Genomic DNA, 20,236 nt, shown 5'->3' on the forward strand with positions numbered 1-20,236 from the left:
GCACCGCTATCTGCCAATGCACGCACCTTTACACTCAGCACCTCTTCAGGCTTGATAAAGCCACGCGCTGCCATCCCGATGTAATCAGCGTTAAACAGTTCAATATCAGCATATACCAGCCCCATGGTGCCCTCTATTTTTGAAAAACGCTCGTTAGTAAGGTCAATGACTTTGCCGTTTTGGATGAGTGGTCTATCCATCGTAAGGTGCAGCATAGTGTTCTCCTTGCTTCTTTCGGTGCGCATCACTGAAAAGGTGCTCTCTCGTTGGCTAACTCAGGCACCCATTACGCATGGCTCACAGCTTTGCTCTTCAGGAAAGTTGCAACACTGGTTCTATCCTTCTAGGTGAAAGGCACTGGCTAAGCGGACGACTCTGCCTGCTCAGCTGCATGATAGGAGCTGCGCACCAGTGGGCCGGACTCTACGTGGCGAAAGCCCATCTCTAAGCCCACACGTTTATACATCTCGAATTCTTCCAGCGGTACGAAGCGATGCACGGGTAGGTGCGCTTTGGTGGGCTGCAGGTATTGCCCAATTGTAAGAATATCAACCTTGTGGGTGCGCAGGTCTTGCATCACGGCGAGCACTTCCTCAGGCTGTTCGCCAATGCCGACCATCAGACCGGATTTGGTAACCAGTTGGTAAGTCTCTTTGGCGTATTTGAGCAAGTCCAGTGAGCGTTGATACTTGGCTTGTGGGCGCACGAGGCGGTAGAGTCGGGGCACGGTTTCAATGTTGTGGTTTAGGATTTCGGGGCGCTCGCGCATAACGGTATCCCACGCAGCCGTGTCGCCTTGAAAGTCAGGAATTAAGACTTCAATGTGCGTAGCAGGGTGAGCTTTACGGATTTCGCGAATGGTCTCAGCCCAGATGCTGGCACCGCCGTCGTCTAATTCATCACGGTTGACACTGGTGATCACGGTGTGGCGCAAATTCATCAGGCGGACAGCTTCGGCGACGCGCTTTGGCTCAGCAAGGTCAAGTTCCGTAGGGCGACCAGTCTTAACGGCGCAGAAGCCACATGAGCGCGTGCAAGTCTCGCCCAGAATCATAATCGTGGCAGTCCCAGCTCCCCAGCACTCTGCGATGTTGGGGCAGCGTGCTTCTTCGCAAACTGTATGGAGGCGATAAGAGTCAATAAGGGCTTTTAGTTTGGCGTAGCCCTCGCCTGAGGGCATGCGGACACGTAGCCAGTCTGGACGAGAGGTAGGCTTAGCAGGTGGCGAAGGCTGCAAAATGTTTAGGTCGGGTGTAGTAATCATTTCAAGATGTGAAGATTAAAAAGACTGAAAACGCATTGTAAGCTAAAAACACGCTGCTTACGCAGAAAGTGCCGCACCGAGCACGCTCAGGGCTTGCTTGCGCTGCGCAAGATTAGTCTCCCCCAAGTCAGCCCAGGGACCAAGGCTTTTACCAGAACGAATAATATGCAAGACCTCGTCGCGCAGTTTTGGGTCAAGTGCCTTATGCTCAAGCTGCAGAGCAGCCAGTGCCAGTTGAATGACGGCTAATACGTCTTCATTTTTGGCAATTTCGCCAAGTTCAGTTAGAACGCGCTCAGTGGCCGCAGGGACGGAGAGGCCTTCGGCAATTGCATCCTCAAAAATCGCTTTTGCGGCAGCAGCGGCGTCGTTATCAAAGATGTCGGACCCCCAGATGCCCATAGTTTTTGATTTGCGATTAAAGTGGTGTGTGCTCGTTGTAAGATTCCAGAGTGCGAACAAGGAACTGCAAGAAGTATCCCGCTAAAGCTCCGTCAATGATGCGGTGGTCATATGAAAGCGAAAGATACATCATTGAGCGGATGGCAATCACGTCGGTGTCATCGTCCAGTGTTTTCACTACAGGGCGCTTGACAATTGCACCCGTGCCCAGAATCGCTACTTGCGGCTGATTGATAATCGGGGCACCGAAAAGATTGCCAGTTGTGCCATAGTTGGTGATGGTAAATGTGCCACCTTGGATTTCATCAGGCAAAAGCTTTTTGCTGCGAGCCCGCGCGGCAAGGTCTTGCACGGCGCGCGCCAAGCCTACCAGATTCTTCTCGTCTGCACCTTTGATAACAGGCACAATCAGCCCACCTTCGCCACGCTCACCTAGCGCCACTGCAATACCGATGTTGATATACTTCTTGATAATAATCTTGTCGCCTTCGACCGAAGCATTGAGCATAGGGAATTCTTTCAAACTCTTGACCACTGCATCAACAAAGAAGGGCGTGTAGGTAAGCTTGATGCCATTTGTAGCCTCGAAGGTCGCTTTCTTCGCTCTGACAAGGCGGACGAGACCCGTTACATCGGCTTCGGAGACTGAGGTAACATGCGCTGAGGTTTGCTTGGAGCGCACCATATGCTCGGCAATCAGCTTGCGCATGTGATCCATCTGAATGACCTCAGCGCGGTTAGCATCATAGACGACTGGTGCAGGAGGCGGAGTCGGCTTTGCAGGCTCAGGTGCAGGAGGCGTGGGAGCTGGGCGAGTTTCGACCCTTGCCGCGGCGGATGCGGTAACAGGAGCAGGTGCAGCAGAAGGCACAGACGGAGCAGCCGGAGCGGTCGGGAGCGTGCGACCAGACTTGAGGTAATTGAGCACATCATTTTTTGTAACTCGTCCCCCGATACCAGTGCCGGGAATTCGGTTTAACTCCTGCATTGAAATACCTTCCTCTTGAGCGATACGCATCACAACAGGCGAGTAAAAACGGTTGCCGACAGGTGTATCGGCAGTGGCAGGCCGGTTGCCATTTGAATGTGGTGAGGCAGGAGAGAAAGCAGCGGGTGCAGTCGCAGAGGCGGGCGTAGGGGGAGTAGGCGACATAGCGGCGCTGACGTCTGTTTCAATGCGCGCAACCGTTGTGCCAATTGGCACAACGGTTCCTTCGGCAAAGAGAATTTCGGCAACGATGCCACTTGCAGAGGAGGGTACATCGGTGTCAATCTTGTCCGTGCTAATGCGAAGCAGGTTTTCGTCCTTCTGGATAGGGTCACCCACTTTCTTATACCACTCCAAAATTGTGCCTTCCATGAGGCTTTCGCCCATTTTCGGCATTACGATATCAACTTTTGCCATATAGTTAATTAACTGTTTAGTTACGGGGGAGAGTTACTATGCAAGGGTGAATATAGAAAAAAAGCGTTCTGCTAAAAAATTGTGCATAGCTCTAAGCTAGACAAGTGCGGTGAGGTCGCAAAGAAACTGTTAGCTGTGCTTTTGGCTTTATTAGGGGTAGGAACTTTTAAGCAAACGGTATGCCCAGAATTCAAGCGGTTGGAACAGCGCTGCCACCCTACAAGGTGACCCGAGATGAAAGCAAGGCGTTTGCACTAAGCCTGTACGGTGAGGTGTATCGGGGTGACCTAAGCCGATTGCTTGCGATTTTTGATAATACAGCAATCAATACGCGGCACTTTTGCGTGCCCCCTGAATGGTTTGCATCACCAAAGTCTTTCGAAGAAAAGAACAATCTTTACATTGAAGAAGGTTTAAAGTTGTCGGAGAAAGCGATTGCGGAAGTGCTGGAAAAAACAGGGCTGGACTACGACAGTATTGATTGTCTGATGTTTGTCTCTAGCACAGGCCTGTCGACGCCGACAATGGATGCACGCTTGATTGACCGTCTGCCGTTTCGAAAGAACGTGCAGCGACTGCCAATCTGGGGAGTAGGGTGTGCAGGAGGAGCAATGGCGCTTTCGTGGGCAATGCGGTTAGCGAAAGCAGAGCCAGAGCAAAAAATTCTTGCGGTCGTCACAGAGCTGTGCGGACTCACATTTATTCGCAATGACCTCTCCAAAGCCGCCGTGATATCCAGTGCCCTCTTCGCCGATGGGGCAGCAGCTGTGCTTATAACGGGTGATAAAGCAAAAGTGCCTGTTCAAACTCATGCGCCTTGTCTTCTGGCGGCAGCGACAGAGACAATGCCAAATTCACTGGATATAATGGGCTGGCATTTTTCAGAACTTGGCTTCAATGTGAAGTTGTCAAAAGATGTGCCTGAAGTAGTTCGTACGTTCTTGAGATCAGTGTTGGTAAGTTTCTTAAATAGAAGGCGTTTATCTCTTTCAGATATCAAGCATTTTATTACTCATCCAGGTGGCGCAAAAGTGTTAGAAGCCTATCAAGCGATCGGTATTCCGCCGTGTAAACTGCACTATGCGTGGGACGTGTTGCGCAAGTGTGGCAATATGTCTGCTGCAACCGTGCTATTTATTCTTGAACGGTTCTTGGAGGAGCTAAAAGACGAGCATGCAGCGTTTGGCGTCGTTACGGCCTTAGGACCCGGTTTTTCAGCTGAACTTGTGCTCTTGCATTGGGATTAGAATGGAGTGGCTGTATTTTGGTGCGCTAATTGCCTTTTTAGCTCTGCAGCGCCTAAGCGAACTCTGGATAGCCAAGCGTAACGCCGAGTGGATACGCTCGCAGGGAGGTTACGAGGTGGGAGCAGGACATTACAAATGGATGGTCTTGTTGCATATTGGCTGGTTTCTCTCAATGGTAGGGGAGTATGTATGGCGTCGGCCAGCGTTGCCCACGCACTGGTGGGTGTGGCTAACACTATTCTTGCTGGCGCAAGTCGGACGCTACACCGTCATTGCAACGCTCGGCAAGTTTTGGAATACACGCGTTTTCATTTTGCCGAATGCACCAAAAGTGGAGCGAGGCATCTACCGCTATGTGCGGCACCCTAACTACTGGATAGTGCGGATAGAACTCTTTGTAGCGCCAATGATCTTTAACCTGCTTGGTACAGCAGTTCTTTTTTCTGTGCTAAACTTTTTTATGCTAAGAGTGCGCATTGCAGCCGAAGAAGAGGCACTGAAAGCAATGCCATCGGCAAAGGGAAAACAAAATTCTGTTATTGCAAAGTAAACACATCCAAAACAAAGATGCACATTACTATTGCATTCAGCTGCTTCCTCGTGAACTTCCTCTACGGCATTTTGGCAAAACTCCGTGTTGTAGATGCAGCGCGCTTCAAAGTCGTGCACCATGTGATGTATTTTTTCGTGATGGCGTCTTTGGTTGCGGCAGTGAGCTTAGAGATTTACGAAAGGGGGGTGCCGGTCCCGCTCTTAGTGATGGTTGTAGCGCTGCTTGGAATGACACGGTTCAGTGGCAAGTCGAGCTGGCACTGGCGATATGCCGTGTTGTGCTTGGTGATGTATTTGGCAGTGGCAGGGTATTACTTCTACAGGTTTTCACAGTAATCTCTCTCAAAAGCATTAAGCTTTTGAAAGAAAAGGGCTTAAAGGGTATACTTTCACAACTGTTCAAACAGAGTAGACAAGATGAACCTTCCCAGGGATATTTTTGAGGTTATTCGGCAACGGCGAACAACCAACGGGTATTTTCTTGACCGTCCGCTTAGCGATGAGCATATCAAGATGATGTTGGAGGCAGCCAGTTTTGCGCCAAGCCATTTTAATTCGCAGCCTTGGCGCTTCGTGCTTATCCGTGACGAGAAGCGGCGTAAGGAGCTCGGTAGAATTGCTGGGCAATCTATGCGCGTCGTAATGGAAAAAGGAGACTTCTGGCGGCGATACTTGCGGTACTTTCGTTTTAGCAAAGAGGAAATCGAGAAAACAGGCGATGGTATCTACATTGACAATATGCCCGCGCCGCTGCGTCCCTTCATTCGCTACCTTTTCTCTGAGAAGGGTAGTGAAATGATGAATAAGCTCCGTGTGCCATGGATTTTGGCAATCGACTCTAAGAAACTGGTTTCCAGCTCACCGCTAATTTTGGGGGTCTTGCTGTCTAAGGACGAGTATAAGCCCGAAGAAAAGTCAGGAATGTATTGCCTTTTAGCACTTGGTATGGCCATTGAGAACATCTGGCTTGCGGCTACTGCCCTGGGAATTGGAGTGCAGTTTATTTCGCTTCCAATGGAAGCAGGCGGTGAGTATTGGCAAAAGTGCATTGAAATGGTCGCGCCGCCCCCCGATTACGAGCTCATTGCACTTTTTAGGCTTGGCTACATCAACCCAGACGCTAAGCGCCCTGTAATTGACTGGACGAGCACGCAACGCAAAGACGTGTCACAATTTTGCTTTGCGGAAACCTTCGGTCACCCTTGGCACCCAAAGTTAGATTCTGTCGCACCACTTGCTGAACACGCCTCTGGCAGAGAGAGCTTGCAAGCCGCGACGGACAAGAGTGCTGGAGACAAAGCGACTCTGACAGAGTAAGTGTTACAGCCTCTTTGAATAGCCGGCTTGCATACTTTATACTTTCGCATTTTGCATATTTTACTTTACATAATTTTCATTATACAACAGATTCACCTGCACGAAAATGTCTTGCTTTATTTAAACTGAGCTGCCCTGACACTCATCGAATCTAAGTGACGGCTCTCTGCAGAGGAACGATAAGTTGGAATTTACGCTTAGGTTACTTAGGTTTCGCCTGCAGCACTAACTGAAAGGTAAGAGATATGACACAGAATGCTGAACAAGTAGGTACGCCTACACTCTGCTACTTGTCTTTCGCGCATCAGATTTGGCGGCGGTTGCTGGCACTGCTTGCAGGGTACTTGATGCTCATCGGCGCATTGGCTACCACTCATAACGCGCTGGCATACGCACTGTCAGACACGGCAAGCAAGACCAAAGTGTATGATGACACGGAAGATGAAGAAATGGCATTTTACGGTGGCGCTTTCCGTCCACGACCGGGCATCGCAGGCGTCATTGGGCTGACCACCAACAGCTTTGTTGCGTCTTTCAACTTCGTGCATCAGCACACGCCTGACCTTATCAGCCTTATTAGCATTGGTATCACGACAGGACGCGATCCAGCTGAGATTGATCGGTTTGACCCCCTCTACGGCCAGACCTTCACCTTTGGTCCAGATGGCTTTCCTAAGAAATCAGGCTTAGTGATGCTTACTTCTTCTTTCGGGCTGCAACAGAGGCTTTTCCGCCGTGACATTACAAGCTCGTTCAGGCCTTTCGTAGAAGTGGGCGCAGGTCCAACAATCGGCTACATCCACATGATTTCTCGCTTGCCAGATGGTCTGGCAGACATTCCGCAGAATTATGAATTCTCAGGCACGATCTTCAACCCACGCGGTATTACGCTTGGGGTAAATGGATATGTCGGCGCAGGCGCATACTTCGGTGCAAACTTTCTTTCTCTGCAAGGTCTCACTGTGCGCTACATCGCAAACTACTTGCCCGCAGGCGTTGAGCTGCTGCGCGGCTCACGCGTCTCACTTTTTCATGGCATCTCTATCAACCTAATCTTCGGAACACTGTATAATTGAACAGCGATGCAGCGAAAAAAAATTTTACTGTCTGCTCTTGCAGATGTGAAACAAAACCCTTATATTTGCGTTCCATTCTGAACGAGATACCGCGGGGTGGAGCAATTGGTAGCTCGTCGGGCTCATAACCCGAAGGTTATAGGTTCAAGTCCTATCCCCGCCACGAAGAAGTAGAAAAGCCCGCCTCAGAGCGGGCTTTTCCTATTCTCTTGCTCCCTGCTCTACGGCGCGCTTCCCTGCTTGGCAGCAGCAGTTTCGCCAAGATACTTCTCAAACCACTCTACGTTGGACTGCATCACAATCTGCATCATTTTCGGTTCGTTTGGACCGTGCGGCTGGCGGGGTAGCTCCAGCATTCGCGTTGGAACGCCACGCATCTTGAGGGCACGATAAAACTCCATTCCTTGCGAAATCGGCACGCGTACATCTGCTGTGCCGTGCTGAATCATTGTGGGTGTTGTAACGTTCTTCACGTGCGTAATTGGCGAGTGCTTGTAGTACACCTCAGGCTGCTCCCAAAACGCACCACCAAAGTAGTCAGGGATAAAGTCAGGGATGTCGTTGGTGGTCATCATACTGACTAAGTTCGTAACGGGGGCACCAGCAGAAGCTGCCTTGAAGCGATTGGTCTGCGTTACCACCCATGAGGTCATATAGCCACCATAACTCCACCCCATTACGCCCAGCCGATTGGGATCAGCAACACCCATCTCAATGACCTTGTCAACGCCAGCCATCAAATCTTGGTAATCCATTCCGCCCCAGTCCTTGAAATTCGCACGTCGGAACGCTACCCCGTATCCTGACGAACCGCGTGGGTTGGGACGGAGAATCGCATAACCTTTCGCCGAGAACGTTGCAATCGGGTAGATGCTTCGGCTGCCGTTAAAAGTCTGCTGGAACACACCAGCGGGACCCCCATGAATGTTAAGAATGAGCGGCACTTTCTTGCCTGGTGTGTAACCAACTGGGTAGGTCAGCAAGCCCTCAATTTCTTTACCGTCGCTGCTCTTCCAGCGAATTAGCTCAGTTTTGCCCACTGATGGCAGTTTCAGGTCGGCATTTGCCCGAGAAACTTGCTGCCCGTTAGCGGGTGAACTCAAGGAAGCCACCCACACTTCCTGCGGCGCATCAGAAGTCTGGCGCACCAGTGCTATCATCTTGCCAGCTGCGCCGATGCTTGGCGAGGTGTAAACTGCTGCTGGCAGCTTAACTTCTTCAATTTTGCTTGCACTGACGTCGACCGCATACACCTGTGAGAGCGTACCTTTGGCTTCGCTAAAGTAGAGCCGCTTGCTGTCGGCTGACCAACCAATCAGATTCGGCTGCCCATCAAATGAGGCTGGCATGCGCTTGGGTTCACCGCCAGTAGCAGGGGCGATGAGAATTGTGCGGTCTTGCGCCCAGCGAGGCGGCACATCACTGGCTAAGAAGGCAACTGAACGACCATCGGGCGAGAACAAAGGGGCAGTTTCCGCAGCAGGCGTGTTGGCAAATACAGTAACCTTGCCTGTTTCGATTTCCACCACAGACAAGTCAGCTGTCACCCAGTCGTTGGGACTTGGCGACTTGGTGTGCGAGAAGACAATTCGCTTGCTATCAGGCGACCAGTCGAAGCCGCTCACCGAGCGCTCTTCTGTGGTGAGTTTCTTAGGCTCTCGCTTGCCACTTGCATCGGGCTGAACCGGCAGGAGATAAAGCCGTGAGAGCTTGACATTCTCGTCAACCCAGCGGTAGTCATTTTTGCCTTTCTCATTCTTCTCCTCCTCTTCGGTCTTGGGGTCTGGCATCGTGAAGGCAATGTAGCGACCGTCTGGTGACCACTCGAAGTCAGCAATGCTTCCCTTGACATCGGTGAGAGGCTCGGCTTCCCCGCCGCTCAGGCGTAAGAGGTAAAGGTTGTTTTTGTTATCCTTTCGGTTTGAGAGAAAAGCAATCGCTTTCCCGTCAGGTGACCACTTTGGATTAGTAGAAGACTTATCGCTAAACGTCAGTTGCCGTACCTCTTTGCCATCGCTGGTGGACAGCCAAATTTGCGTAAGGTATTCACTTTTGTCTGACGTCATGACGGCATCGGTGACGGTATAAACTACAAGCTTGCCGTCAGGTGAGACTTGCGGTGAGCTAACTGCTTTTACTTTCATCTGCAGCTCGACCGACCAAGTGCTTGGTGCAGGCTGCGTCTGTGTTGCCTGTTGTCCCCAGCTACTTGCGGCGATACCCAGCCACAAGAGAAGTGCAGGAAAAGTAATTCGACTCATATTTAATTTGCCTCCTGTGTTAAGCTTTGAGTAAGGGGAAAATATGAACTCTGACGAAAAATCAGTAAGCGTTTCTTAGGCACTATGCCCTAAGACAGGGGGAAGCTTACGCCTGTAAGTCCAGTCACCAGCGGAAGCAAAAGGGGCTTTAAAACCTTGACACCATCAGCTCTGCTTTTTCAATAGCAGCTTTAGCAAATGTCCAGATGAACGCTATGGCTTTTCTGCTGTTTAAGATTTCGGCACCACTAGTGGAGGGTGAAAACTCCTTGATACCATACTTTTCGCAGATGTCTTTAGCTTCCTCACGAAGCATTTCTTCCTTGTCCTTAGACGGATACTTCGTATGCATTTGGCGATTCCAAAGATCTAAAGCATCAGCGTAGGCTTCTACTGCAAATTGCAGCTCGCGCTTCAGCTCTGAGCTAATGTCTTGACGCAATGCCTCGTCTACACTTGCTTTCAAGTCAATCATACGCGTGCTGTATGCCTGAAAGGTGATTCCGACCTCAGTTGCCGCTTGCATTTTGCGCAGCTCTTTCATTGCTATAAGCACGCTTTCTGGTAGCTTCTTTGGCGGCACAATAGAGTCACGCTTTGGAGTAGGCGGATTTGCCGAAAACTCCCAGCGACCATTCGGATACAAAATCACGATGCGCCCATCCTGCGCAGTAGCAGTCATCGGTGCGTCAATGAGCCTGCTCTTCTTTGGTGGCTTTCCCTTCGATTTCGGCTTCTCAGCTTGTGCGAATGCAGGGTAGGTGATAAGAAGTGAAAGAGTTGCTGTGAGTAGTAGTTTCATTTTTTTTGGTATTTAAATTGCAATAACAGAATTTAGTAACCGAACTTTGCGTTTGTGAAATTAGAATAAGCCCAAAAAAGAAGGCGGACTGAGGTCCGCCTTGCGTTCTACCTTTTCGGCACTTCCTATTAGCGCAGTAGCATTGCTCCCAAAATACCGACTGAGTTTTTCGCCAAGTTTGCAAGCGGCGTAAAGAAAAGCCCCAGTACTACGGTCAAGACTGCCAGCAGGGCGACCATTGCATTTGACCACGCCCCTACGCTTAACTCCGATGTATTGCCGCTCTCTGACTCGCGCAAGTACATATTGAGCGGAATCTTGAAGTAGTAATAGAGCGAAATCACGCTAGTCAAAATGCCAACCAGTGCCAAGCCCAAATAAAGCGTCCCCTTTTCCAAGAGCGCAGCAAAAATCATAAACTTCCCTACAAACCCCACAGTTGGCGGCAATCCCGTCAGCGAGACGAGGAAAATGGTCAGTGCCGCTGCTGCCAGTGGCATTCGCTTCGCCAGCCCTTTGTAGTCATTGACATCGTCACTCCCAATTTTGTTTGAGATAAGCACCGTTACAAAAAACGCGCCGACATTCATCACCGTGTAAGCAACAAGGTAGAACATTACGGCTTGCGTGCCAAGGTCGTCAGCGACCAAGACCCCCAGTAGCAGGTAACCTGCGTGCGCTACGGAGGAATACGCCAGTAGCCGTTTCACGCTGGTTTGCCAGATTGCAACCACATTTCCCAGAATCATTGAGACCAGCGCAAAGATGGAGAGCATGGTGACCCAATCTATGCCAATCATGCCCTCCCCTGTCCCAGTTGGTACGGTTACGCGGAAAAAGCGAATCAGCATCGCAAAGCCAGCTGCCTTCGAACCGACGGAGAGAAATGCGGTTACGGGCGTCGGCGCTCCTTCATACACATCAGGTGACCAGAAGTGGAACGGCACTGCACCGATTTTGTAGCCAAAGCCCGCCATAATTAGCAGCGCCGCCAGCAGCAGCGTGACACCGTCGACAGGATTGTTCACCAAGAACTCGTTGATTTTGAAAATGTTCGTATGCCCCGTTAAGCCGTAGAGAATTGAAATACCATAAATCATTACGCCTGACGACACCGCACCGTAGATGATGTATTTCAGCGAGGCTTCTGAGGAGCGCACTTGTCCTTTGAGGTAGCCTGTCAGAATGTAGGAAGAAATGCTGACCAATTCCAGCGACAGGAACATCATCAGCATATCAGTGGCTGACGCCATCAGGAACATTCCCAACACCATTGCGACCAAAATCGCGTAGTATTCGCCTAAGCTTCGTGTTTTTGGCTCATTGAGTTCTTCAGAGTCCATTGAGATGAGCACGGCTAAAATGCCTGCACCTAAGAAGAGATACTTAAAGAAAATCGCAAATGGGTCAATTGCAATCATTCCGAAGAACTTTTGCTCTGCTGGAAAAGCCTGCTGCTGATAGACGAAGAATCCCGTAATGAGCATTCCTGCTATAGCCAGAGCTGGAATCAACAAGCGATTGCCTTTGGTTATCACATCTACCAGCACCAGCAAAAGAAAGAGAATTGAGAGTACAAGCTCAGGCACAAAAGCCGATACGCTTGCTTGCAGTGCTTCGGATATGGTCTTGATGTCAAACGACATATTTTGGTTGCGTTAAAGTTTGAATTTCACTTTTAGCAAACTGCTCCTCACACCCTACACTACTTCAATAGCGCAGTGCCCACGCTCTGCACGGTCGGTGCTAAAATCTCCACAATTTTATTCATACTCGGCATCATTAGGTCAGTCAGCAGCGAGGGATAAACCCCCAAGATGACCACAATAGCAGTCAGTGGCGCCATCATTGCCACTTCCCTACCGTCTAAATCCACTTTCCCTGCCCAGTCGTGGAAATGGGCGTGTTCATGTCCATGCTCCCCTTTTACTTCGTAGGCAGCATCAGGCTTGCGCTTACCGAAATAGACACGCTGCAGCGCCCAGAGTAGATAACCTGCACTAAGCAAAATACCCAGCGTCGAGACCACCGCCACTGGGCGCGTTAGCTCCGCACGGAACGCGCCCAAGAAGACAAACGATTCAGCAATAAACCCTGACAGTCCCGGCATACCTAGCGACGCCATAAACGTCGTAATCACAAAACCAGTGTAGACAGGCATATAGCTTGCCAGTCCACCAAAGCGATCAATATCGCGTGTGTGTGCACGGTCGTAAATCACGCCTACCAGCAAGAACAGGAGCGGTGTCAGAATGCCGTGACTAAACATCTGCATCATTGCCCCCGTCATTCCTTCTGTGGTGACTGATGCAATACCCAAAAGCACAAAGCCCATGTGCGACACGGATGAATACGCCACCATTTTCTTTAAGTCCTTCTGCGCAATCGCACACAGTGCCCCATAGATGATGTTAATTGCCCCCAGCACGGCGATTGAATACGCCAATGCTCCAAAGATTTCAGGGAAGATGGGAAAGTTAACACGCAGAAAACCGTAGCCGCCCAGTTTCAGCAAAATTCCACCCAGAATGACTGACATCGGTGTAGGTGCCTCCACGTGTGCATCAGGTAGCCATGTATGGAATGGGAACACCGGCACTTTTATCGCAAACGCCAGAAATAGACCAATAAACGCCAGATATCGCATCGTTGTGCCGCTGCCACCAAAGATGCTATCTGGGAGGAAGTTGTTTGGGTTAGACATAGCAACCATGTTAAAGGTATGCTTGCCTGTCTCAGGGTCAATCACACTAAAGTAAAGCCCAATTCCGACAAGCAGCATAAAGACCGAGCCAAAGAGCGTGTAGAGGAAGAATTTAATAGCCGCATATTCACGATTTGGTCCGCCCCAGATGCCAATGAGGAAATACATTGGCACCAGCAGCATCTCCCAGAAGATGTAGAAGAGAAAGAAATCCAGCGCCACAAAGCTGCCCACCATCGCCGTTGACAGCACATTGTAGAGCAGAAAGTAGCCTTTGACGGATTTCTCTATCGTCCAGCTTGAAATGACGCCAATAGCTGAGACCACTACGGTCAAAATCACCATCGTGATGGAAAGCCCATCGACACCCAAGAAATAATCCACATGGAATGAGAAATTGCCAAGTTGCAGGTCAATCCACTTCACTTTCTCGACAAACTGGAATGCCTGCGGGTCGTTGATGCCTGCTTTGGAGTAATCGTAATTTTTCCAAATCCAGAGCGACAGCGCAACCTGCCCCAGTGCCGCAACCAGCGTAATAATGCGAATGAGCTGTTTTTGCGTGGCGGGCAGAAAGAGGATAATTGTCGCCGCCACCATTGGCAAAAAGGTAATGAGCGTCAGTTCCATATCTTCTGAATGCGTTTATGGCGTTTCTGAACTTCGTTTACTGCCTTAGTGCAAAGACGAAATAGGTCATCATTGCCAGCAAAGCAATTACGATGTAGGTCTGCACTCTTCCAGTTTGCAGTTTGCGCAGCACGATACCGAAGATCTGCACCATCATTCCTGCAAGATTCACTATACCATCCACCACATTCTTATCCAGCAATCCATTCAAGTTGGAGAATGACTTGCCGAAACTGGCACCACCGCTTACAATCACACCTTCGGGCACTAGGTTGTTGAACCATGTCATAGCTTTGCTTAGGAACTCAAATGGCGCGCCAACTGCCTCCATCCCTTTGTGATAGACCAGCGTTGCCAGCAGCAAGCCGATGAGAGCCAGTGAAATGGAGAGCGTTACCGCTGTGCTGTGTGCCTCGTGCGCAGCGTGCTCGAGCTTCGCCTGACGCGACTCACCGTGCGCAGCCTTATGCGACTCTGAATGGTCAGCACTTTGCTGCGGCGTGCCTTCATTGAAGCTAACTGCCTTGAAGACTGACTCACTTACTCGCTGTGCTTCTGGCTGAGTGGTTTTCTCGAACTTAACTAGCGTCTCTGGCGTCTTAATGAGGCTCAAAAACCAGCCATTTTCGGCAGAAAAAGGATTCGGTGAGAAGACAAACCAGAGTGAAAACAACGCTAGCACCACCAGCGGCGCAGTCATCACCCAAGAGGACTCATGAATTTCGCCCTGATGCTCGCTATGTCCATGGTGATGCTCATCGTGCGCCGAAGCGGGCTTCTTATGTGCACGATTTTCACCGAAAAAGACCATAAACCACTGACGCCCCATGTAAAATGGAGTCAACAGAGCAGCACCGAACCCCAAAATCGGCACAATTGCCCAGGCTCCGCCTTCCACACTTGCAAAGCCTAGCGCGCCTGCCAAGATTGCATCTTTGCTCAGAAAGCCAGTGAAAAGGGGAATACCAGAAAGCGCAAAGAGGCAAATTGTAAAGGTTGCAAATGTAATTGGCATTTTTTGCCGCAAGCCTCCCATATAGCGCATATCTTGTTCATGATGTGCAGCATGAATCACAGAGCCTGACCCAAGAAAGAGACCTGCCTTGAAGAAAGCGTGCGTAACGAGGTGGAAAAAGGCCGCTGCAAATGCCCCTACGCCCATTCCCATCACCATGTAGCCAAGCTGCGAGAGTGTTGAGTAGGCTAGCACGCGCTTAATGTCATTTTGTGTGATGGCAATTGTGGCAGCAAAGAACGCCGTGACCGCACCGATAATCGCAATAACATGGAGCGCATCCACAGTGAGAATGACAAAGACACGCGCCAGTAGATAAACGCCTGCAGCCACCATTGTTGCAGCATGAATGAGAGCTGAAACAGGTGTCGGACCTTCCATCGCATCTGGCAGCCATGTGTGCAGTGGAAACTGCGCGGACTTGCCTACACAGCCCATAAAGAGCAGTATCCCTGCGGCGGTCAGCCAGCCTTCTGAGAGTGTCCACTTCCCTGCCTCTACGGCACTGTAAATCTCAGTGTAATTGAATGTCTTAAACTGCGAGTAGAGAATCAGAATTCCGAGCCAGAAACCAATGTCCCCTACGCGGTTGAGAAAGAAGGCTTTATTCTGTGCATTCGTCGCCGAATCGCGCTCAAAATAAAAGCCAATTAGCAGGTATGACGAGAGTCCAACCAGTTCCCAGAAACAGTAAATCGCATAGAAGTTATCGACCAGCACAATGCCCAGCATTGAGAAGGTAAAGATGCCCAGATAGCCGAAGTATCGCCCGTAGCGTGGCTCACCTTCCATATAACCCATGGAAAAGACATGGACAAGGAAGCTAATGCCCGTAACGACCACCAGCATAATTGCGGTGAGGTTATCGAGCAAGATGCCCAGTTTGAATTTCAGTTCGCCTAAGCCGGGCACATTGCCGAAATCCACCCAAGTAAAGTGCCACTCGAGGCGATAGTTCGGATTCCATTGTCCGATGACCTGTGCTGCCACATACAGCGACAGCACCAGTGACAGACCTACCACGCCAGAGGCTATGAAATCACCCTGACGTGGCAACCTACCCGAAAAGAAAATCTGCACCGCAAATGAAAGGAGCGGCAAAAGCAAGATGTAAATGCAAAGTTGAATCAGCGGATCCATTGCGTTCAAGATTTGGTGTTAGGTTTTCCCTCTGTTTCCCTTCAACTCCTACTCGCGCATTGTGTCAATTTCACTTAAATCCACAGTGCGGAAGGTTGCATAGATATTCAGCACAATTGCGAGCGCAATTGCAGCTTCCGCCGCTGCCAGCACGATGACAAAAATGCTGAACATAATGCCATTCATCGTGCCAGTGTATTTAGAGAAAGCGATGAGATTCAAGTTTGCAGCGTTTAAAATCAGCTCCACGCCCATCAAGGCGACCACTGCATTCTTGCGTGTCATTACGCCGAATAGTCCCAGTGAAAACAGAATCGCCGAGAGCACGAGATAGTGACTGAGTCCAATTTCAGGCATCTTATAGTGCAGATTGGGTTTCAAGTTAATTTTCCAAACGACGGATCATTTCGGTAATCTTTGTGCGGTCGGGACGCGCAATGTAGGCTGCTCCCATTAGTGCCACTAGCAAAAGAATAGAGACAATTTCAAAGGGCAAGACATAGTTTGACATTGTCTCGTAGCCAATTAGCTCGACGACTGAACCTGTACGCGGTGTGGTTTCCACCCATTTTGCACGATAGAGAAAGGCATAAAGAATCGCTGCCAAGATGCTGAGCATGACCACCAGCCCGGGCACAAAGTTGAGCACATCAGTACGCAACTTCTCCTGCGTGATTTTATTTGTCAGCATCACGCCAAAGAGCAGTAGCACCAAAATGCCGCCCACATACACCACCACTTGCGTAACAGCAATGAAATCCGCATTCAGAAACACATACATCGCCGCTACGCCAAAGAGTGTAAAGAGCAAGGAAAACGCTGAGTAAATGATATTTTTTGAGAACACTACAAACACACCTGATACCACTATGATTGTCGCAAAGAGGTAAAAAATCACTTGATAGGTTAAGTCTTGCATCGTCTTCCAGTTTTATGCGTTGACAGAGGTAAAGTTTTTCTTTCACTTGTGTTCGCTTCTTGCCAACTGCTTGGCATCTCTTTGCTGAGAGAGATGCCAAGCACAAGTTTTACTGCGCATTGCTTTCGCCACCTTCACTTGCTTTGCGCTTCGCCTCAGCTTCTGCCAATTTTTTCTGCATCATTGGCGACAGCTTTGGTGCTGGTTTCGGCGCATCCGGTGCAGGCGAAGTTGCGCTCTCGGCTGCTTTTGCTTCAGGGGCAGCTGGTGCTGCAGTTTCACCTGCTTCGGCTTTCTTTGCCGCTAATTTGGCAGCCATCATTGGTGAAAGTTTCGGTGCAGGCTTTGGTGCGTCGGCTGCTGGTGTTTCTGCTGCTGGCGCTGCGCTTTCAGTGCCCGACTCTGCTTTTGCTGCAGCAGCTCTAGCAGCCAGCGGTGTTCTGGCGGCACTTGCTCCCGCTGCTTTCGGCGCAGCGGCTTTCTTCGCCTTCTCCTCTTCTTCATACTTTGCCAGCTTTGCACGCTTTTCTGCAGCTTTGGCTTTGGTCAGCACCCCGAAGTGGTAGATGAAGTTGCTGCGGTCAAATTCTGAGAAGTCGTGCACAGGTGTCATGGTGAGGCACTCTGTTGGGCACGGGTAAGTGCAGTAGCCACAATACATACACTTTGCCATATCAATGTCAAATTGCTCCAGCCAGAGCTTTTTTTTGCTCCCGTCCGACGTCGTGCCCAACTCTTCAAGGTCGTCTGGCGTCGCTTTGAACGATTTGATAGTAATACATTGCACAGGGCAAGCACGGGCGCACTGGTCGCAAGCGATGCAATCTGCTGAGTCGTTGTGCAAGCGATAGCGTGAGAACGGTGGCGTTGGAATTGCCTCGCTAGGATACTGAATCGTCACAAGACCCAGTGGCTGCTTGAAGTAGTTGTCGTCTTGCGCCGACAGGCGGTCGCGACGCTTCGTTGCGCGTGCAAAGTGCTCAATCGTAATTTTGAGCCCTCCTAAAACTGTTTCTGCCCCGCGTTTTATCGTTCCGAAGTAACTGCTCATAGTCGGTTAAAGATTGAAATTGCAGAAATACACTTGTCCTCCTATCCACACCTGAAGCCCACCCAAATTCCGCACACAGTCACTTTTCAGCCTTCTTAGAACTTTACAGGGTTACGCACATACATCTCCCAGAACGCTGTAATGACGAGCGCTGCCATGGCAAATGGCGTGAGCACTTTCCAGCAGAGATACATCAGTTGGTCAACTCGGAAGCGTGGTAGCGTCCAACGCACCCACATCTGCACGAAGATGAAGAACAAGCCCTTGAGCATAATCCAAAAGACACCCCAAATCGGTCCATTTGTCCACTCATTGAGCAACACAGGGCCGATGTTTGGCAGCGGTGAATTCCAGCCGCCCAGAAAGAGCGTGGAGATAATCACGCTGACCATAAACATACTGGCGTATTCGGCAAGGAAAATCATTGCGAATTTCATTCCCCCATATTCGGTAAAGTAGCCGGAGACCAGCTCTGATTCAGCTTCAGGAATGTCAAAGGGGGCGCGGTTACATTCTGCCAGCGACGCAATGAAATACACAATGAACGCAATCCACGCTACTGGCGATTGGAAAATGAAGAAGTTTAAGAAGCCCAAGCCGTTGTTTGTGCCGTCAGGCTGAATGCCGCTTTGTGCCAGCGTGATGCCGTGCATAGAGAGCGTGCCAGCCATCATCACGCCCGTAAGGATGGCTAGTCCTGCTGGGATTTCATAGCTTACAATTTGCGCTACGCTGCGCACTGCTCCGAACAGCGACCACTTGTTGTTAGAGCCCCAACCACACATCAGGATTCCAACCGCTTCTACAGAGACTATGGACACTGCATAAAACACACCGACATTCAAATCTGCACCAATAAATGCAGGTCCAAATGGTAGCACCGCATAGGCAGCAAATGCCCCTACGAAGACAATGATTGGCCCCAGCACATACAGCACTTTGTCGGCTGCAGCCGGCACCACATCTTCTTTCTGGATTAGCTTCAAGATATCGGCAATCGTCTGCAGCAGTCCCCACTTGCCTGTCTCATTGGGGCCGATACGGTCTTGAATAAACGCTGACACTTTCCGCTCGCCATACACGCCCGCATACAGCGCATAGACAGCAATGAAAACCAGTGGAATTGCGGGAATGAGCAGCAAGCCCGGCAATCCCAGTTCAGCTAAAGCGTTGCTCCACTGGTTCAACTCCACCGATGCTACTGGAGGCGATGCCGCCACTGCAGGCTCTGCTATCAGATTTGACGAAGCAATAAGAAAGCTTAGCATAGATAAGGTATTGGTTTGCAATCAATTGATTTTTTATCGATCCACATCTCCAAGCACAATGTCAATACTTCCCAAGATGGCTACCACATCAGAAATCAGGTTTCCCTTCGCCAGCTCAGGCAGCACGGAAAGGTTACTGAATGATGGGGCACGCACCTTGACACGGAAAGGCTTGACGCCCTTGCCATCGGAGATGATGTAGTAAGCCAGCTCTCCGCGTGGGTTTTCTCCACGTGCAATGACTTCGCCCGCTGGTGGTTTAATGCGCTTCGGCACAGCCTTGTGAGGGTCGAAGCCCGGCTCTTCAGGCATCATATCAAGGCACTGCTCAATAATTTTGATACTCTCATAAATTTCATAGCAGCGCACAAGGTGACGTGAGAGGCAGTCGCCGATGACGCTTCGGTCACCCTTTGGCACCACTACATCAAACTCCAGCTCTGGGTAAATCGAGTAAGGCACATTTTTACGCAAGTCCCACTTGACGCCCGAGCCACGTAGCATCGGGCCGGAGCAACCGTAGTTAATCGCTACATCTGCTGGCAACACACCAATGCCGCGTGTGCGTTGCACAAACAGCTCGTTTTCCGTCAGGAGCTTATTCATCTCATCGACGCGTGGCTTGTAGTATTTGAGAAATTCAGCCACTCGCTCTTTGAACTTTGGTGGAAAGTCATGCGACACTCCTCCAATCCAGATGTAGTTATAGAGCATCCGTGCACCGCAGAGCCATTCCAAAAGGTTCATAATGTGCTCTCGGTCATGGAAGGTATGTAGGAAGGGCGTAAAGGCGCCGATGTCCAATCCGTAGGTGCCAATAGCAACGATATGTGAGGCGATTCGATTGAGCTCAGCTACGATTACGCGCATAAATTCAATGCGGCGTGGCACCTCAATTTTGAGGAGCTTTTCCACTGCCATACAATACACCCACTCGTTATTCATCGCCGACAGGTAGTCCATTCGGTCGGTGTAAGGTATGGTCATTTGGTATTCCAGTGCTTCAGCGTGTTTTTCAAAGCAGCGATGCAGATACCCGATGTAGGGCGTGGCTTTAACGACAATCTCACCGTCGGTAATCAACTCTACGCGCAACACGCCGTGCGTTGAGGGATGCTGCGGCCCCATATTCAGCACCATTACATCTGTGTCAAGCCCTCGCTCCAATACATACTGCGTTGCA

The 20,236-nt window shown here is 50.2% G+C and carries 19 protein-coding genes and 1 tRNA gene; 6 read left to right on the forward strand and 14 right to left on the reverse strand.

What is annotated here, in order from left to right; genetic code table 11:
- From NZM05_06090 to NZM05_06105, 4 genes are all read right to left on the reverse strand, one after another.
- Positions 1–215: hypothetical protein (locus tag NZM05_06090; GenBank protein ID MCS7013185.1), on the reverse strand; the 215-nt coding region annotated here is incomplete at its 3' end.
- 146 nt (positions 216–361) lie between these two features.
- Entirely contained in the window at positions 362–1,264 is a 903-nt protein-coding gene (lipA, locus tag NZM05_06095; protein MCS7013186.1) for a lipoyl synthase, read from the reverse strand.
- Between the two features lie 57 nt (positions 1,265–1,321).
- Positions 1,322–1,666, reverse strand: a complete 345-nt coding sequence (locus tag NZM05_06100) for a hypothetical protein (protein ID MCS7013187.1) — start codon at positions 1,664–1,666, stop codon at positions 1,322–1,324.
- 16 nt (positions 1,667–1,682) lie between these two features.
- Positions 1,683–3,071, reverse strand: a complete 1,389-nt coding sequence (locus NZM05_06105) for a 2-oxo acid dehydrogenase subunit E2 (protein ID MCS7013188.1) — start codon at positions 3,069–3,071, stop codon at positions 1,683–1,685.
- Positions 3,072–3,250: 179 nt separating this feature from the next.
- On the opposite strand from NZM05_06105, the gene NZM05_06110 reads away from it, so the two are divergent.
- From NZM05_06110 to NZM05_06135, 6 genes are all read left to right on the forward strand, one after another.
- Complete coding sequence (locus tag NZM05_06110; protein ID MCS7013189.1) at positions 3,251–4,318, forward strand: hypothetical protein; 1,068 nt, start codon at positions 3,251–3,253, stop codon at positions 4,316–4,318.
- A gap of 1 nt (position 4,319) precedes the next feature.
- Positions 4,320–4,868 carry a hypothetical protein gene (locus NZM05_06115; protein ID MCS7013190.1) on the forward strand — a complete coding sequence of 183 codons (549 nt, stop codon included), beginning with the start codon at positions 4,320–4,322 and terminating at the stop codon, positions 4,866–4,868.
- A 17-nt stretch (positions 4,869–4,885) separates the two neighbouring features.
- A complete protein-coding gene (locus NZM05_06120) occupies positions 4,886–5,206 on the forward strand; it encodes a hypothetical protein (GenBank protein ID MCS7013191.1) in 321 nt (106 codons plus the stop codon).
- A gap of 81 nt (positions 5,207–5,287) precedes the next feature.
- Positions 5,288–6,187 (forward strand): nitroreductase family protein, encoded by a 900-nt coding sequence (locus tag NZM05_06125; GenBank protein MCS7013192.1) that lies wholly within the window; start codon positions 5,288–5,290, stop codon positions 6,185–6,187.
- Between the two features lie 245 nt (positions 6,188–6,432).
- Entirely contained in the window at positions 6,433–7,263 is an 831-nt protein-coding gene (locus tag NZM05_06130) for a hypothetical protein (protein ID MCS7013193.1), read from the forward strand.
- Between the two features lie 90 nt (positions 7,264–7,353).
- A tRNA-Met gene (locus tag NZM05_06135) sits at positions 7,354–7,426 on the forward strand.
- 58 nt (positions 7,427–7,484) lie between these two features.
- Here the strand turns inward: NZM05_06135 and NZM05_06140 are convergent.
- From NZM05_06140 to NZM05_06185, 10 genes are all read right to left on the reverse strand, one after another.
- Complete coding sequence (locus tag NZM05_06140) at positions 7,485–9,524, reverse strand: S9 family peptidase (protein ID MCS7013194.1); 2,040 nt, start codon at positions 9,522–9,524, stop codon at positions 7,485–7,487.
- A gap of 148 nt (positions 9,525–9,672) precedes the next feature.
- On the reverse strand, positions 9,673–10,326 hold the full coding sequence (locus NZM05_06145; protein ID MCS7013195.1) for a hypothetical protein: 654 nt from the start codon (positions 10,324–10,326) through the stop codon (positions 9,673–9,675).
- 128 nt (positions 10,327–10,454) lie between these two features.
- Positions 10,455–11,972, reverse strand: coding sequence for an NADH-quinone oxidoreductase subunit N (locus NZM05_06150; GenBank protein MCS7013196.1), 1,518 nt, complete (start codon positions 11,970–11,972; stop codon positions 10,455–10,457).
- A 59-nt stretch (positions 11,973–12,031) separates the two neighbouring features.
- Positions 12,032–13,660 (reverse strand): NADH-quinone oxidoreductase subunit M, encoded by a 1,629-nt coding sequence (locus NZM05_06155; GenBank protein MCS7013197.1) that lies wholly within the window; start codon positions 13,658–13,660, stop codon positions 12,032–12,034.
- 37 nt (positions 13,661–13,697) lie between these two features.
- Entirely contained in the window at positions 13,698–15,815 is a 2,118-nt protein-coding gene (nuoL, locus tag NZM05_06160; GenBank protein MCS7013198.1) for an NADH-quinone oxidoreductase subunit L, read from the reverse strand.
- 48 nt (positions 15,816–15,863) lie between these two features.
- A complete protein-coding gene (gene nuoK / locus NZM05_06165; protein MCS7013199.1) occupies positions 15,864–16,172 on the reverse strand; it encodes an NADH-quinone oxidoreductase subunit NuoK in 309 nt (102 codons plus the stop codon).
- A gap of 25 nt (positions 16,173–16,197) precedes the next feature.
- A complete protein-coding gene (locus NZM05_06170) occupies positions 16,198–16,734 on the reverse strand; it encodes an NADH-quinone oxidoreductase subunit J (GenBank protein MCS7013200.1) in 537 nt (178 codons plus the stop codon).
- A 109-nt stretch (positions 16,735–16,843) separates the two neighbouring features.
- Positions 16,844–17,785 (reverse strand): NADH-quinone oxidoreductase subunit I, encoded by a 942-nt coding sequence (locus NZM05_06175; protein MCS7013201.1) that lies wholly within the window; start codon positions 17,783–17,785, stop codon positions 16,844–16,846.
- Positions 17,786–17,880: 95 nt separating this feature from the next.
- Positions 17,881–19,053, reverse strand: a complete 1,173-nt coding sequence (gene nuoH, locus NZM05_06180; GenBank protein MCS7013202.1) for an NADH-quinone oxidoreductase subunit NuoH — start codon at positions 19,051–19,053, stop codon at positions 17,881–17,883.
- A 33-nt stretch (positions 19,054–19,086) separates the two neighbouring features.
- Positions 19,087–20,193 carry an NADH-quinone oxidoreductase subunit D gene (locus NZM05_06185; GenBank protein MCS7013203.1) on the reverse strand — a complete coding sequence of 369 codons (1,107 nt, stop codon included), beginning with the start codon at positions 20,191–20,193 and terminating at the stop codon, positions 19,087–19,089.
- Positions 20,194–20,236 lie beyond the last annotated feature (43 nt).

This window comes from Chloroherpetonaceae bacterium, from assembly GCA_025056565.1.
Lineage (GTDB): Bacteria > Bacteroidota > Chlorobiia > Chlorobiales > Thermochlorobacteraceae > Thermochlorobacter.

Coding starts and splice junctions, on each gene's coding strand:
- nuoK (MCS7013199.1), bottom strand. CDS start 16,172: ATGCCTGAAATTGGACTCAGTCACTATCTCGTGCTCTCGGCGATTCTG.
- NZM05_06125 (MCS7013192.1), top strand. CDS start 5,288: ATGAACCTTCCCAGGGATATTTTTGAGGTTATTCGGCAACGGCGAACA.
- NZM05_06100 (MCS7013187.1), bottom strand. CDS start 1,666: ATGGGCATCTGGGGGTCCGACATCTTTGATAACGACGCCGCTGCTGCC.
- NZM05_06155 (MCS7013197.1), bottom strand. CDS start 13,660: ATGGAACTGACGCTCATTACCTTTTTGCCAATGGTGGCGGCGACAATT.
- NZM05_06175 (MCS7013201.1), bottom strand. CDS start 17,785: ATGAGCAGTTACTTCGGAACGATAAAACGCGGGGCAGAAACAGTTTTA.
- NZM05_06120 (MCS7013191.1), top strand. CDS start 4,886: ATGCACATTACTATTGCATTCAGCTGCTTCCTCGTGAACTTCCTCTAC.
- nuoH (MCS7013202.1), bottom strand. CDS start 19,053: ATGCTAAGCTTTCTTATTGCTTCGTCAAATCTGATAGCAGAGCCTGCA.
- lipA (MCS7013186.1), bottom strand. CDS start 1,264: ATGATTACTACACCCGACCTAAACATTTTGCAGCCTTCGCCACCTGCT.
- NZM05_06185 (MCS7013203.1), bottom strand. CDS start 20,193: ATGGTGCTGAATATGGGGCCGCAGCATCCCTCAACGCACGGCGTGTTG.
- NZM05_06130 (MCS7013193.1), top strand. CDS start 6,433: ATGACACAGAATGCTGAACAAGTAGGTACGCCTACACTCTGCTACTTG.
- NZM05_06170 (MCS7013200.1), bottom strand. CDS start 16,734: ATGCAAGACTTAACCTATCAAGTGATTTTTTACCTCTTTGCGACAATC.
- NZM05_06145 (MCS7013195.1), bottom strand. CDS start 10,326: ATGAAACTACTACTCACAGCAACTCTTTCACTTCTTATCACCTACCCT.
- nuoL (MCS7013198.1), bottom strand. CDS start 15,815: ATGGATCCGCTGATTCAACTTTGCATTTACATCTTGCTTTTGCCGCTC.
- NZM05_06140 (MCS7013194.1), bottom strand. CDS start 9,524: ATGAGTCGAATTACTTTTCCTGCACTTCTCTTGTGGCTGGGTATCGCC.
- NZM05_06115 (MCS7013190.1), top strand. CDS start 4,320: ATGGAGTGGCTGTATTTTGGTGCGCTAATTGCCTTTTTAGCTCTGCAG.
- NZM05_06110 (MCS7013189.1), top strand. CDS start 3,251: ATGCCCAGAATTCAAGCGGTTGGAACAGCGCTGCCACCCTACAAGGTG.
- NZM05_06150 (MCS7013196.1), bottom strand. CDS start 11,972: ATGTCGTTTGACATCAAGACCATATCCGAAGCACTGCAAGCAAGCGTA.
- NZM05_06105 (MCS7013188.1), bottom strand. CDS start 3,071: ATGGCAAAAGTTGATATCGTAATGCCGAAAATGGGCGAAAGCCTCATG.